The organism is Streptomyces sp. NPDC051183 (genome assembly GCF_040682455.1).
Taxonomy (GTDB): Bacteria; Actinomycetota; Actinomycetes; order Streptomycetales; family Streptomycetaceae; genus Streptomyces.
This window is the reverse complement of the sequence record NZ_JBFBBA010000002.1, coordinates 184,798-197,408: the sequence shown is the minus strand read 5'-3', so window position 1 is coordinate 197,408 and position 12,611 is coordinate 184,798. Positions and strand designations below refer to the sequence as shown.

The 12,611-nt window shown below is 71.0% G+C and carries 14 protein-coding genes; 8 read left to right on the top strand and 6 right to left on the bottom strand.

The features are described from left to right. Window positions 1-70 precede the first annotated feature (70 nt). The 8 genes from pflA (at window position 71) to AB0M99_RS02820 (ending at window position 7,701) form a co-directional block, all read left to right on the top strand. Window positions 71-898 (top strand): pyruvate formate-lyase-activating protein, encoded by an 828-nt coding sequence (gene pflA, locus AB0M99_RS02855; protein ID WP_365916829.1) that lies wholly within the window; start codon window positions 71-73, stop codon window positions 896-898. Between the two features lie 68 nt (window positions 899-966). Then, the gene (locus AB0M99_RS02850) at window positions 967-2,070 is read left to right on the top strand and encodes an MFS transporter (RefSeq protein WP_365916828.1); all 1,104 of its coding nucleotides are present in this window, start codon (window positions 967-969) and stop codon (window positions 2,068-2,070) included. Beyond that, on the top strand, window positions 2,067-4,385 hold the full coding sequence (locus tag AB0M99_RS02845; RefSeq protein ID WP_365916827.1) for a molybdopterin oxidoreductase family protein: 2,319 nt from the start codon (window positions 2,067-2,069) through the stop codon (window positions 4,383-4,385). Before AB0M99_RS02850 ends, AB0M99_RS02845 begins: the two co-directional genes overlap by 4 nt. A 6-nt stretch (window positions 4,386-4,391) precedes the next feature. After that, complete coding sequence (locus tag AB0M99_RS02840; protein WP_365916826.1) at window positions 4,392-4,991, top strand: 4Fe-4S dicluster domain-containing protein; 600 nt, start codon at window positions 4,392-4,394, stop codon at window positions 4,989-4,991. Next, entirely contained in the window at window positions 4,988-5,665 is a 678-nt protein-coding gene (locus AB0M99_RS02835) for a Rieske (2Fe-2S) protein (protein ID WP_365916825.1), read from the top strand. The genes AB0M99_RS02840 and AB0M99_RS02835 overlap by 4 nt, the downstream gene beginning before the upstream one ends. Beyond that, a complete protein-coding gene (locus AB0M99_RS02830; protein ID WP_365916824.1) occupies window positions 5,662-6,030 on the top strand; it encodes a DUF6755 family protein in 369 nt (122 codons plus the stop codon). The genes AB0M99_RS02835 and AB0M99_RS02830 overlap by 4 nt, the downstream gene beginning before the upstream one ends. A gap of 2 nt (window positions 6,031-6,032) precedes the next feature. Further along, window positions 6,033-7,460 (top strand): NarK family nitrate/nitrite MFS transporter, encoded by a 1,428-nt coding sequence (locus tag AB0M99_RS02825; RefSeq protein ID WP_365916823.1) that lies wholly within the window; start codon window positions 6,033-6,035, stop codon window positions 7,458-7,460. 49 nt (window positions 7,461-7,509) lie between these two features. After that, window positions 7,510-7,701 (top strand): hypothetical protein, encoded by a 192-nt coding sequence (locus AB0M99_RS02820; RefSeq protein ID WP_365916822.1) that lies wholly within the window; start codon window positions 7,510-7,512, stop codon window positions 7,699-7,701. 22 nt (window positions 7,702-7,723) lie between these two features. Here AB0M99_RS02820 and mscL read toward each other — a convergent pair whose 3' ends face one another. The 6 genes from mscL to AB0M99_RS02790 form a co-directional block, all read right to left on the bottom strand. After that, on the bottom strand, window positions 7,724-8,224 hold the full coding sequence (gene mscL / locus AB0M99_RS02815; protein WP_365916821.1) for a large conductance mechanosensitive channel protein MscL: 501 nt from the start codon (window positions 8,222-8,224) through the stop codon (window positions 7,724-7,726). Window positions 8,225-8,371: 147 nt separating this feature from the next. Beyond that, the gene (locus tag AB0M99_RS02810; RefSeq protein WP_365916820.1) at window positions 8,372-8,800 is read right to left on the bottom strand and encodes a hypothetical protein; all 429 of its coding nucleotides are present in this window, start codon (window positions 8,798-8,800) and stop codon (window positions 8,372-8,374) included. A gap of 262 nt (window positions 8,801-9,062) precedes the next feature. Further along, window positions 9,063-9,812 (bottom strand): orotidine-5'-phosphate decarboxylase, encoded by a 750-nt coding sequence (pyrF, locus tag AB0M99_RS02805; RefSeq protein WP_365916819.1) that lies wholly within the window; start codon window positions 9,810-9,812, stop codon window positions 9,063-9,065. Window positions 9,813-9,840: 28 nt separating this feature from the next. Continuing rightward, entirely contained in the window at window positions 9,841-10,674 is an 834-nt protein-coding gene (locus tag AB0M99_RS02800) for an S-methyl-5'-thioadenosine phosphorylase (RefSeq protein ID WP_365916817.1), read from the bottom strand. Window positions 10,675-10,751: 77 nt separating this feature from the next. Further along, the gene (locus AB0M99_RS02795) at window positions 10,752-11,069 is read right to left on the bottom strand and encodes an FmdB family zinc ribbon protein (protein ID WP_365916815.1); all 318 of its coding nucleotides are present in this window, start codon (window positions 11,067-11,069) and stop codon (window positions 10,752-10,754) included. A 67-nt stretch (window positions 11,070-11,136) separates the two neighbouring features. Beyond that, window positions 11,137-12,459, bottom strand: coding sequence for an MFS transporter (locus AB0M99_RS02790; RefSeq protein WP_365916813.1), 1,323 nt, complete (start codon window positions 12,457-12,459; stop codon window positions 11,137-11,139). Window positions 12,460-12,611: the final 152 nt, after the last annotated feature.

Sequence of the window (12,611 nt, the reverse complement as noted above, 5' to 3'; positions counted from 1 at the left end):
CTCGCCCCGGCCCCGGGCCGCGCGTTTCCAACGGACACCAGATCAGCAGATCCGAACTGGAGCACCTGCCATGACCGTCCTCTTCGGTACGAGTCTCCCCGTCGGCCCCGCCGCGGCGGTCGGCGTCAGCGCCGGACAGACCCTGGCCGCCGCCGCGACGCAGCGGCCCAGCGAGGGCTCGGTGCACTCCTGGGACCTGTCCACCGGCGTGGACGGGCCGGGCACGCGCTTCGTCACCTTCCTCTCCGGCTGCCCGCTGACCTGCCTGTACTGCCACAACCCCGACACCTGGAAGATGCGCAACGGCAAGCGGACCTCGGCCGACGCCGTGATCGCCGAAGCTGCCAAGTACCGGAAGTTCATCGCCGCGTCCGGCGGCGGGGCCACCGTCTCCGGCGGCGAGCCGCTGCTCCAGCCCGTCTTCGCGGGCGAGCTCCTGCACCGGATGAAGCACGAGCTGGGCCTGCACACCGCCCTGGACACCTCCGGCTTCCTCGGCGTACGGGCCACCGACGCGCTGCTGCGCGACGTGGACCTGGTCCTGCTCGACATCAAGTCCTGGGACCGGGACACGTACAAGCGCGTCACCGGGCGTCCGCTGCGGCCCACCCTCGACTTCGCCCAGCGCCTCGCGGACCTCGGCAAGGAGGTGCACCTGCGCTTCGTGCTGGTGCCGGGTCTGACGGACGCGCCCGAGAACATCGAGGGCGTCGCCGCCTTCGCGGGCGGCCTCGGCAACGTCTCGCGGGTCGACGTGCTGCCCTTCCACAAGCTGGGAGAGGGCAAGTGGCAGGCCCTGGACATGAACTTCACCCTGCACGACACCCCGTCGCCCACGACTGAACAGCTGGCCGAGGCCAAGGCGACCTTCGCGGCGCACGGCCTGACCGCGATCTGAACCCGTTCGGCCTAATGGTAAATACCGCATAACGGGCTGAAACGGTGCAGGTCGCCTAGCGTGGTCCTGTGTCCGAGCCCACTGAAGTCCTCGCCGCAGCCCCGCCACCACCCGAGGCTCCCGAGACCGATACCCCACCGCCGGTCAGGAGATCCGTCACCGCACGGGCCACCCTGGCCGGCACCGTCGTCTCGCTGCTGCTCGTCGTCGCGATCGTGCTGGGCAGCCGGATGCTGCGCGACTTCGACTCGGCGCTGCTGCCGTACGCCGTCGCCACCGTCTTCCTGGCCTTCGGCGTCGCCTACCGGTACACCGTGTGGGTCTCGGCGCCCGGCGCGCGCCGCCTCTTCAAGAAGGGCTTCGGCAGCTTCTTCTCGGCGGACAACTTCCGCAAGGCACCCACCGCGCTGCCGAAGATGATCGCCACCTACCTCGGCTTCCAGAAGTTCCTCGGCGCCCGCTCCCGCTCCCGCTGGGCCGCCCACCAGCTCATCTTCTGGGGCTGCCTGCTGGCCGCGGCCATCACCTTCCCGCTGACCTGGGGCTGGTTCACCTTCACCTCCTCGACCGGCTCGGGGCCCGGCTACGAGATGCGCATCTGGGGCCTGAAGGTCCTCGGCTTCGACTCGCTCAACATCCTCGGCTGGCTGATGTTCCACGGCCTGGACATCGCGGCCGTCCTTGTCATCCCCGGGGCCTCGTACTTCCTGTGGCGGCGGATGAAGGACCGCGGCGCCATGACCGGCCAGCGCTTCGCCTACGACCTGCTGCCGCTGATCTGCCTGATCGTCATCTCGGTGACCGGGCTCCTGCTGACCTTCTCGTCGATCTTCCTGCACGGCGGCGGCTACGAGTTCCTGGCCATCCTGCACATGGTGTCGGTGGTGTTCACCCTCATCTACATCCCGTTCGGGAAGTTCTTCCACATCGTCCAGCGCCCGGCCGCCGTCGGCATGCAGCTGTTCAAGTACACCGCCCGCCAGGAAGACCAGGTGTTCGCCTGCAAGCGCTGCGGCGAGCCCATCGACACCGCCCCGTACGTCGAGAACCTGCGCGGCACGATGAAGGACCTGGAGCTCGGCTTCGACGCCTGGGCGGAGTACTGCCCGCGCTGCAAGCGGGTCCTGCGCGGCGGCGCCTATCTCAACCACGTCAAGAAGGGCTTCAAGTGACCGCGACGGACCCCTCCAAAACGGTGCCCGTGCCCCTGGACCCCTCGATCGCGCCGCCCGGAACCCGGAACTTCCGCGACGCCGGCGGCATCCCCGCCGACCAATGGCACGCCGACCAGAACGGCGAGACCCTCGTCCCCACCCACTGCTGCTTCTGCGGAGTGCAGTGCGGGATGTACCTGCGCGTCGACAAGGGCGGCAAGGTCTTCGGCGTCGAGCCCCGCAACCACGACATCAACCGGATGCGGCTGTGCCCCAAGGGCATCAACGCCTACCAGCAGGTCAACCACCCCGACCGGCTCACCTCCCCGCTCATGCGCCGCTCGCGCGACGAGGAGTTCAAGGAGTGCTCCTGGGACGAGGCGCTCGACTTCACCGTCTCCGAGATCCGGCGCATCCAGGAGGCGTACGGGAACGACGCCTTCGGCCTGCTCGGCGGCGCCAGCCTCTTCTCCGAGAAGACCTACCTCGTCGGCAAGTTCGGCCGGGTCGCCCTGAAGACCAAGCACGTGGACTACAACGGCCGCCTGTGCATGGTCAGCGCGGCCGGCGCCAACAAGCTCGCCTTCGGCATCGACCGGGCCGGCAACCCGTTCTCCGACATCCTCCTCACCGACTGCCTGCTCATCGCCGGGTCCAACGTGGGCGAGTGCTTCCCCGTGATGACCCAGTACCTGTGGGGCGCACGCGACCGCGGCGCCTCGCTGATCGTCGTCGACCCGCGCGAGACGGCCATCGCCCGCACCGCCGACATCCACGTCGCCATCAAGCCCGGCACCGACTCCGCCTTCTTCAACTCCGTCCTGCACGTGATCGTCCAGGAGGGCCTCGACGACGAGGCGTACGTCGGCGCGCACACGACGGGCTGGGAGGAGGTCCGCGCCAAGGCGGCCGAGTACCCGCCCGAGCGCGCCGCGGAGATCTGCGGCGTACCGGCCGAGCAGATCGTGCAGGTCGCCCGGACCTTCGGCCGCGCGGGCAAGGCCATGGCCTGGCACGCTCGCGGCATCGAGCACCACTCCCAGGGCGTCGAGAACTGCCTCTCCGTCATCAACCTCTGCGTCGCCACCGGCAACATCGGCAAGCCCGGCGCCGGCTACGGCACCATCACCGGCCAGGGCAACGGCCAGGGCGGCCGCGAGCACGGCCAGAAGTCCGACCTGCTCCCCGGCGGCCGCTCGATCACCAACCCCGAGCACCGCGCCCAGATCTGCCGGATCTGGGGCATCGAGGAGTCCGAACTCCCGGGCGCCGGCACCTCCATGATGGAGATGGTCTGGCAGATGCAGCGCAAGGAGATCCGCGGGCTCATCGGCATCTGCAACAACCCCTTCGTCTCCCTCCCCAACTACGCGGTGGTCAAGGACGGCTACGACACCGCGGAGTTCCACGCGCAGTTCGACTTCTTCCTCTCCGAGACCGCGGCCAACGCCCACGTCGTCTTCCCCGTCACCACCTGGGCCGAGGACGAGGGCGTGATGGCCAACGCCGAGGCCCGGGTGGTCAAGCACAACAAGGCCCAGGAACCCCCCGCCGGGGTGCGCACCGACACCTGGGTCATCTGCGAGCTCGCCAGGCGCCTCGGCGCCGGGCGCCACTTCGACTTCCCCGGCTCCCGCGAGGTGTTCGAGGAGCTGCGCGTCGCCTCCGCGGGCACGGTCAACGACTACTACGGCATCACCTACGACCGGCTGGAGGAGACCGGCGGGATCGCCTGGCCCTGCCCCTCCACCGAACACCCGGGCACGCCCCGCCTGTTCGAGGACGGCCGGACCTACCACCCCGACGGCAAGATCCACATGCAGGTCGTCGAATGGCATCCGCCCATGGACGCCTACACCGAGGAGTTCCCCCTCTCCCTCACCACCGGCCGCACCGTCGCGCACTTCCTCTCCGGCAACCAGACCCGCCGCCTCGGCGCCCTCGTCGAGCAGACCCCGCGGCCCTGGGTCGAGGTCCACCCCTCCCACGGCTTCCGCAACGGCGACCCGGTCCGGGTCGTCACCCGCCGCGGCAGCGAGGTCTTCCCGGCCCTGGTCACCGAGGCCATCCGCCCCGACACCGTCTTCATCCCGTACCACTGGCCCGTCCCGACGGCCGCGAACGCCCTGACCATCGACGCCCTGGACCCCCGCTCGAAGATCCCGGAGTACAAGGTCTGCGCCGCCAGGATCGAGTCCGCGGAACGGATCGACGAGGTGCCCGCGCCGCCCACCGCCCCGGGCAGCGAGGCGTACCCGGAGACGCAGGTCTCGCGCACCGACCCCCTGCCGCCCACGTCCCCGCAGGGCCGTGGCACGGCGGAGAGGAGCTGACCCGCCATGATGGGCCGCACGATCTTCATCGACCCGGGTCGCTGCATCGGCTGCCAGGCCTGTGTCTCCGCCTGCCGCGAATGCGATTCGCACCGCGGCAAGTCGATGATCCACCTGGACTACACCGAACCCGGCATGTCCGTCGCCTCCCTTCCGACCGTCTGCATGCACTGCGAGGACCCGGTCGCGCCCTGCGCCGAAGTGTGTCCCGCCGACGCGATCCTGGTGACCGCCGACGGCGTGGTCCAACAGGCCGACACCACCCGCTGCATCGGCTGTGCGAACTGCGTCAACGCCTGCCCCTTCGGCGTCCCGAAGATCGACCTCCAGGCGAAGCTGCAGATGAAGTGCAACCTCTGCTACGACCGCACCGCCTACGGCCTGGCCCCCATGTGCGCCACCGTCTGCCCGACCGGAGCGCTCTTCTACGGAACCCTGGAGGAACTCCAGGCCGAGCGCCCCGGCGTCCAGGTCGCCGACTCCTTCGCCTTCGGCGACGTGGTCGTCTCCACCGGCGTGGCGATGGTCGTCCCCGCCGACAAGGTCCAGTGGCCGGTCCCCGGGGGCCTGCCCGTCGTCGAGATCAACGGAGTGGATGTGCGATGAGCGTCACCGAACAGCCCGCTCCGGCCCCCGGCCCGGACCCACAAAGCGCCGAGGACGCCGAGGACGCGGCGGCCGAGCAACTCCGCGACCGGATCAGCGCCGACTCCCTGACCACCCGCCGCGACTACCTGCGGATCGTCGCCACCGTCTCCGGCGGCCTGGCCATCGGCGGTGTCGGCGTCGCCGCCGGCATCCTGCACCGGCACGGCGACAGCGAGACCCTGCCCCAGCCCAAGAAGGTCACCGACCGGCTGGAGCGGGGCCAGTCCGTGGCCTTCCGCTACCCCGGTGACGAGGACCGGGCCCTCGCCGTGCGGCTCGCGGACGGCACGCTCGTCGGCTACTCGGCCGTCTGCACCCACCTGGCCTGCGCCGTGCTGTGGCGCGAGGACCGGGGCACCGACGGGGAGCTGTACTGCCCCTGCCACGAGGGTGTCTTCGACGTCCGCACCGGCGAGGTGACCGCGGGACCGCCGCCCCGCCCGCTCCCCATGGTCTTCCTGACCGAGCAGGCCGACGGCAGCGTCTGGGCCATCGCCACCGCCCGGTCGGGAGAGCCGGCCAAGGAAGCCCTGTGCCGGCAGTTCATCGAGTCCCGTCCCGAGATGGCCGCGCAACTGGGCTGTCCCGGCACGGACCGTGCCACCGGGGGCAGTGAGAGGAGGCGGACATGACCGAGGCACCCCTGCCGCCCCGCCCCGAGTACCACCCGGGCAGCGCCCGGCCCCGCCTGAACCGGCCGGTGCGGGAGCGGTATCCGCAGATCCGCTCCACCAGCGGCTACGGAGACCCGCGGATCCGGAACACGGGCCCCGGCCCGGGCGCCGGCACCGAGCACGAGCCCGAGCGGTCATCGAGGCTCAACGCGCGTCTGGCCCTGGCCCTCACGGTCGTGATCGGGCAGCTGTGGGGGCTGACCGTGACCGTCAACGAGTGGATGAAGGGCAACACCGGCACGGCCTGGTGGGGGGCGGGATTCCTGATCCTCTCCTTCCTCGCCGTGCTCGGACTGTGGCTCCTCGACCCGAAGGACCGATGACCATGTCGATACCCACGCCGACCCCGTCGGCCTACCGATCGCACCGGGCGGAGACCTACAAGCCCGGTTCCACCATCGCCGACTGGCGGCCCGAGGACGAGGGCTTCTGGCAGTCCACCGGCCGCAAGGTCGCCCAGCGCAACCTCTGGATCTCGATTCCGGCGCTGATGCTCGGCTTCGTGGTCTGGCAGGTCTGGTCGGTCACCGTGGTCAAGCTGAACGACGTCGGCTTCGGGTTCTCGAAGTCGCAGCTGTTCTGGCTGACGGCCATCCCAGGCATCACCGGCGGCACCTTCCGGATCCTGTACACCTTCATCGGGCCGATCTTCGGCGAGCGGCGGTTCACCGCCTTCAGCACGATCATCCTGATCGCTCCGATGCTCTGGCTGGGCTTCGCGCTCCAGGACACCGGCACCCCGTACTGGGAGCTGGCGCTGATCGCGGCCGTCTGCGGGATCGGCGGCGCGAACTTCGCGTCTTCGATGGCCAACATCGGCTTCTTCTTCCCCAAGCGGGAGAAGGGCAGTGCCAACGGCCTCAACGGCGGCCTCGGCAACCTCGGCGTCAGTGTGGTCCAGCTGATCGCCCCGCTGGTGGTCACGGCGGCCGTGCTGGGCGCCCCTGCGGGCGGCCCGCAGCACGACTCGAAGAAGAACACCGACATCTGGCTGCAGAACGGCGCCTTCCTGTGGGTGCCGCTGCTGGTCATCATGGCCCTGCTCGCGTACTTCCTGATGAACGACCTGAAGGTGGCCGCGGCCCCCTTCAGCCAGCAGAAGATCATCTTCAAGCGCAAGCACAACTGGCTGATGACCTGGCTCTACGTCGGCACCTTCGGGTCCTTCATCGGGTTCGCCGCCGGCCTGCCCCTGCTGATCAAGAACAACTTCGAGGCGCAGGGCTACCAGGCCACCACCTATGCGTGGATGGGCCCCTTCGTCGGCGCGATCATGCGCTGGGGAGGCGGTTGGCTCTCCGACAAGATCGGCGGGGCCAAGGTCACCATGCTGTCCTTCGTCGGCATGGCCGCCGCCCTGATCGTGGTGATCTTCGCGCTGCCGACCGGCGGTGACAAGGGCAGCTTCTGGGCCTTCTTCATCGGCTTCCTCGTCGCCTTCGCCTTCTCCGGCCTGGGCAACGGCTCCACCTTCCGGCAGATCCCGGTGATCTTCCGGGACCAGCACATGCGGGAGGCCGCGGGCCAGGGCCCCGAGGCGCAGGCCGCCGCGCTGAAGCAGTCGGAGATGGAGTCCGGTGCCGTCACCGGTTTCTCCTCGGCCATCGCCGCCTACGGCTTCTTCTTCATCCCCGCGATGTTCGCGGCGATGGCGGTCACCCACGCACTGTGGATGTTCATCGGCTTCTACGTCACGTGCCTGGCGGTGTGCTGGTGGTTCTACGCCCGCAAGGGCGCGGAGGCTCCCAGCTGAGCCGGGCCGCGGGCGGGGGCCGCAGCGGGGGCGGCCGTACCCTTGAGGCATGAGTACCGCCCCCGCCTCCGACCCGCAGGACCCGAAGCCCGGGCCGAAGCCCAGGATCGACTTCGACGACCCGCTGGACCAGCAGTCCTCGGACGACACCGACCGCGGCTGGGGCGAGCGGCCGCCCGCCGGCGGAAGCCCGGCCGACCTGGCCCGCTTCCTCGACGAGAAGCCGCCGCACCACATCTGACCGGCCGCGGCGGCCGGTCCCGCTAGAACGCGTCGTGCGAACCCGGGGGACGGCCGTTGCCGCCGTTCGCGGCACGCTGGGCGACCAGGGTGTCGCGGATCTCCTTGAGGACCTCCAGCTCGGTGATCTCCATGGTCTCCTTGACGCCTTCCTTGGCCTTGCGACGGGCCTCCTGCTTGGCGAGGTACTTCGCCATCGGCAGGACCATCAGGAAGTAGACGACCGCAGCCGTGATCAGGAAGCTGAGCGTGGCGTTGAGGACCGAGCCCCACATGATGTTGACGCCGGTCGGCTCGCCCTTCGCGTCGATGCCGCAAGGGTCCTTCAGGCACGAGGAGTAGACGTCCAGGTTCTTCGTCCCGATGGCGCCCACCAGCGGGCCGATGATCCCCTTCACCACGGAGTTCACGATGTTCGTGAACGCGGCGCCGATGACGACGGCCACCGCCAGGTCGACGACGTTGCCGCGCATCAGGAAGGCCTTGAAGCCCGCCAGGATGCTCTCCTTCTTCTTCTCGCTCACCACTGAGCCTTTCTTCACATGTGCCGAACATGGAGCCAACGGTTCCGAAAGCTACGGCAGTCCGGGCCGGGCGTGTCCAATCGACGCCCACCCCGAGGCGACTTGACTGCACATCCGTCCGATTCATCGCGAGGAGTGCAAGGCGGTTCAACACAGCGTCACCGCCAGCCGCGTCACGGTGCCCGCCCCCACGAGAGCCCGCGCGGTGTCCCGGGGCACGGACAGGACCACCAGCGCCCCACCGTCCCCAACACCCTGGTCCGGATCCGGCACTTCGGCAACCCGGGCCCCCGCGGCCAGTACCCGCGGCGGGCCGGTGCGCTCCGCCGCGACCACGTCCACCCGGTCCCCGGGGTGCAGCAGCCGCACCGTCGCCGCGTCCGCGATGCGCACCGGGGCCGACACCATCCGCACCACGGCCGGTGGTGGCTTCACCTCCGGCGGCGGGGTCCCCCGGGAGGCCTGCGCCTCGGTCCCGCCGACTGCCAACGCGGCCGCCACGACGGCCAGTCCGGCCGCGGCGGTGCGCCGCCGACGGCGCAGGGCCCTGCGCAGCCGGTACCCGCTGCGGCCCACGCGGAGCGGGGGGAAGGGCGGCACGGTGCGCGCGGGGGGACACGTACCCGAAGACGCAGGGGTGTGGACATGGGGAGGGACGGGTGCGGGGGAGACGCGAGGGATGCGGGACGTTGCGGACATGGCGACCACCACCGAGCTGAGTGAGTTCCGGTGTCCGGCCCCAGCGGCCGGACACCCCTCACGATCCGCCGCCCCGCCGGAACCCGCTCGCGCCTGTGGACGATCCCCAGCCTGTGGACAAAGCCGTCACCCCCAGGAGCTACCCCGCGGCCCCGGCCCGAGCCAGTGCCAGCGCCGCCACCGGGTCGGCCGCCCGCGTGATCGACCGTCCGACGACCACGTGCGAGGCCCCGGCGGCAAAGGCCTCCTGCGCGGTGCCGGTCCGGGAGTGCACGCCCGCGGCCCCGCCCGCCACCGCTGCACCCGCGACCCCGCCCGCCACCGCTGCACCCGCGCCCCGGCCCTGAAGCGTCACCCCGGGCGTCACGATCAGCGGATCCGGCCCCAACCCGGCCCGTAGCAGGCCGACTTCCCGCGGCGAGGCGATGACCCCGTCGCACCCCGCACCGGCCGCCAGCCGCGCCAGGCGCAGCACCTGCTCATCGGGGGTGCCGCCGATCCCGACGTCGGCGAGGTCGCTTGCGGTCATGCTCGTGACCACCGTCAGCGCGAGCACCCGCAGCCGCGGGAACTCCCGCGCCGCCTCCACGGCCGCCGCCACGATGCCCGTACCGCCCATGGCGTGGACGGTCACCATGGACGCGCCCAGGGCTCCGGCCGCGCGGACGGCGCCCGCCACGGAGTTCGGGATCTCGAAGAGCTTCAGGTCGAGGAAGACCTCGTGCCCCTGCCCGACGAGTTCCTCCACCAGGTCCGGCCCGGCGGCCGTGAGCAGCTCCAGCCCGATCTTGTAGGAGCCGCACGCGTCGCCGAGCCGCGCGACGAGCGCTCGCGCGTCGCGGCGGTCGTCGAAGTCGAGGGCCACGATGACCCGGTCGCGTCCGTCCACAGGCGATCCCGGACGGCCCCGACGGGGGTTACGGGAGTTCGATGCCAAGGTCCCAGCCATCGTGCGCGTGGGTGCACAGGCAGGCGCGGGATTCCGTCGGCGGGAGCGCCGCCACCGCGTCGAAGAGCACCTCGCGCAGCCGGCCGACGTTCTCGCCGAACACCCGCAGGACCTCGGCGTGCGAGACGCCCTCGCCCGTTTCGGCGCCCGCGTCCAGGTCCGTGACCAGGGCCATCGAGGTGTAGCAGAGCCCCAGCTCGCGGGCCAGCAGCGCCTCCGGGTGGCCGGTCATGCCGACCACGGACCAGCCGGCCGCCGCGTGCCAGCGCGACTCGGCGCGCGTCGAGAACCGCGGCCCCTCGATGACGACCATGGTGCCGCCGTCCACCGGCTCCCACTCCCGCCCGCGGGCAGCCGCCAGGGCCACGGAGCGCCCCACGGGGCAGTACGGGTCCGCGAAGGTGGTGTGCACGACGTTCGGGACGCTGCCGTCCGGCAGCGGCTCCCCGTCGAAGAAGGTCTGGACGCGGGACTTCGTACGGTCCACCAGCTGGTCGGGGACGAGCAGCGTGCCCGGACCGTACTCGGGCCGCAGCCCGCCGACCGCGCAGGGGCCGAGCACCTGGCGGACGCCGACCGAGCGCAGGGCCCACAGGTTGGCCCGGTAGTTGATCTTGTGCGGGGGCACGGTGTGACTGCGCCCGTGCCGCGGCAGGAACGCCACGGACCGGCCCGCCAGCTCGCCCATGTACAGGGAGTCGCTGGGGGGCCCGTACGGGGTCTCCACCTGGACCTCGGAGACGTCCTCCAGGAAGGAGTAGAAGCCCGAGCCGCCGATGACACCGATCTCTGCGTTCGCCATGGGCCCACCCTAACGGGGCATGCCGAAGGCCCCGCTGCCGGTCAGGGCGGGCGGGGCCTCGGGTGGATCTGGAGCGGTCAGGCGGCCGACGTGGAGCTGCTGCTCGTGCTCGACGACGTCGAGGAGGACGAAGCGGCGGGAGCGGCGGCGGCGGTCGACGTCGAGGACGACGGGGAGCTCGACGACGGCTTCGAGGCAGGGGTGCTGCTCGACGAAGCGCCACGGCTGTCGTTCCGGTAGAAACCGGAGCCCTTGAAGACGATGCCGACCGCGGAGAACACCTTCTTCAGGCGTCCGTCGCAGTTCGGGCACACGGTCAGCGCGTCATCGGTGAACTTCTGCACGGCCTCAAGGCCCTCACCGCACTCGGTGCACTGGTACTGGTAGGTCGGCACGAATTTCCTCCTGGCACTCTGACTCAATGAGTGCTAACGACGCTCCATGGTGACGTATTCCGGCGGATCAGTCCACCGTCACCGGCACGCGGTGACCCATCCCACGCTCGTTCACCCGGTTCCCGGCCGCCGGCGAGGACGCCGGAGCGGACGAGTTCACGATGCGGCTCGGGGCCTTCGGCGCCAGCCTGGAACGCAGCGCAAGCAGCGTGACCAGCGCGATCGCGGTGGCGACCAGGGGCACCAGGAAGCCGTACGAGGACCCGTGCGCGTCCGTCAGGCGGCCGGCCACGGTCACGGCGATGCCCTGTCCGAAGGCGATCGAACCGGTCAGCCAGGTGAAGGCCTCGGTCCGGGCGTTGGCGGGGACGAGCTGCTCGACCATCGTGTAGCCGGTGATCAGCGCCGGGGCGATGAACAGGCCGACGACCAGGCCGACCGCACCCAGCAGGACCACCGAGTGGACGGTCCACAGGACGGACGCGGCGGCGGTGAGGCCGATGTAGCCCAGGATCAGCCGGCGGCGCGGGCCGATCTTCCAGGCGACGGCGCCCATGGCGATGCCGGCGATCATGTTGCCGGCGGCGAAGACGCCGTAGAGCAGGCCGTTGGCCCCGGGGTTGCCGATCTCGTTAGAGAAGGCGGTGAGCGAGACCTGCATGCCGCCGAAGACGGCGCCGATCCCGAGGAAGGCGAAGACCAGGACGCGCAGGCCGGGGAAGGACAGGGCGAAGGCCCGCTTCTCGCCGCCGGTCGTCGGGGCGTGCGGCTTGGGCTGGGTGGCGCGCCGGGCCGCGAAGAGCAGGCCGCCGAGCAGCGTCAGCGTGGCCTCGGTGACCAGGCCGGCCGCCGGGTGCACGCCGGTGCACAGGGCGGTCGCCAGGACCGGGCCGACGACGAAGGTGAACTCGTCGGTGACGGACTCGAACGCGGCGGCCGTGGGCAGCAGCGGCGAGCCCTCCAGCTTGGCGGCCCAGCGGGCCCGGACCATCGGGCCGACCTGCGGCACCGAGGCGCCGGCGGGGACGGCGGCGAGCGCCAGCGCCCAGACCGGAGCGCCCGCGAGGGCGAGCGCGGCCAGGCCGCTGACGGCGGCGGCGTGCGCGATGACCACGGGGAACAGGACGGCGCTCTGGCCGAAGCGGTCGGTGAAGATGCCCATCAGCGGCGCGGACAGCGCCATGGAGATGCCGGTGACCATGGCGATGATGCCGGCACTGCCGTAGGAGCCGGTGGTGTGCTGGACCAGCAGCAGGATGCTGATGGTCAGCATGCCGAAGGGCAGTCGGGCTGCGAAGCCGGGGAGAACGAAGCCGAGGGCGCCGGGAGTGCGCAGGAGCTGCCCGTATCCGGGGCGGGCGGACTTGGTGGTCGTGACCGCGGATGTCACGGCCTTGCCTTTCCGCTGCCTGGTAGAACTCCCCGTCTGCGGACGGTGCGCCACCTTGTGAGTGGCCGCACCCGTACATGTGGGAGCCCCGAGAGCTGTCCTCTTGCGCAGAACCGAGTGATACCTGGGCGCCCACTGCGGGAGGGTGCCAC

What these genes read in the sequence shown, in the direction of transcription:
- pflA (WP_365916829.1), top strand. Translation starts at nt 71, where the DNA reads ATGACCGTCCTCTTCGGTACGAGTCTCCCCGTCGGCCCCGCCGCGGCG.
- AB0M99_RS02840 (WP_365916826.1), top strand. Translation starts at nt 4,392, where the DNA reads ATGATGGGCCGCACGATCTTCATCGACCCGGGTCGCTGCATCGGCTGC.
- AB0M99_RS02835 (WP_365916825.1), top strand. Translation starts at nt 4,988, where the DNA reads ATGAGCGTCACCGAACAGCCCGCTCCGGCCCCCGGCCCGGACCCACAA.
- AB0M99_RS02830 (WP_365916824.1), top strand. Translation starts at nt 5,662, where the DNA reads ATGACCGAGGCACCCCTGCCGCCCCGCCCCGAGTACCACCCGGGCAGC.
- AB0M99_RS02825 (WP_365916823.1), top strand. Translation starts at nt 6,033, where the DNA reads ATGTCGATACCCACGCCGACCCCGTCGGCCTACCGATCGCACCGGGCG.
- AB0M99_RS02820 (WP_365916822.1), top strand. Translation starts at nt 7,510, where the DNA reads ATGAGTACCGCCCCCGCCTCCGACCCGCAGGACCCGAAGCCCGGGCCG.
- AB0M99_RS02800 (WP_365916817.1), bottom strand. Translation starts at nt 10,674, where the DNA reads ATGGCGAACGCAGAGATCGGTGTCATCGGCGGCTCGGGCTTCTACTCC.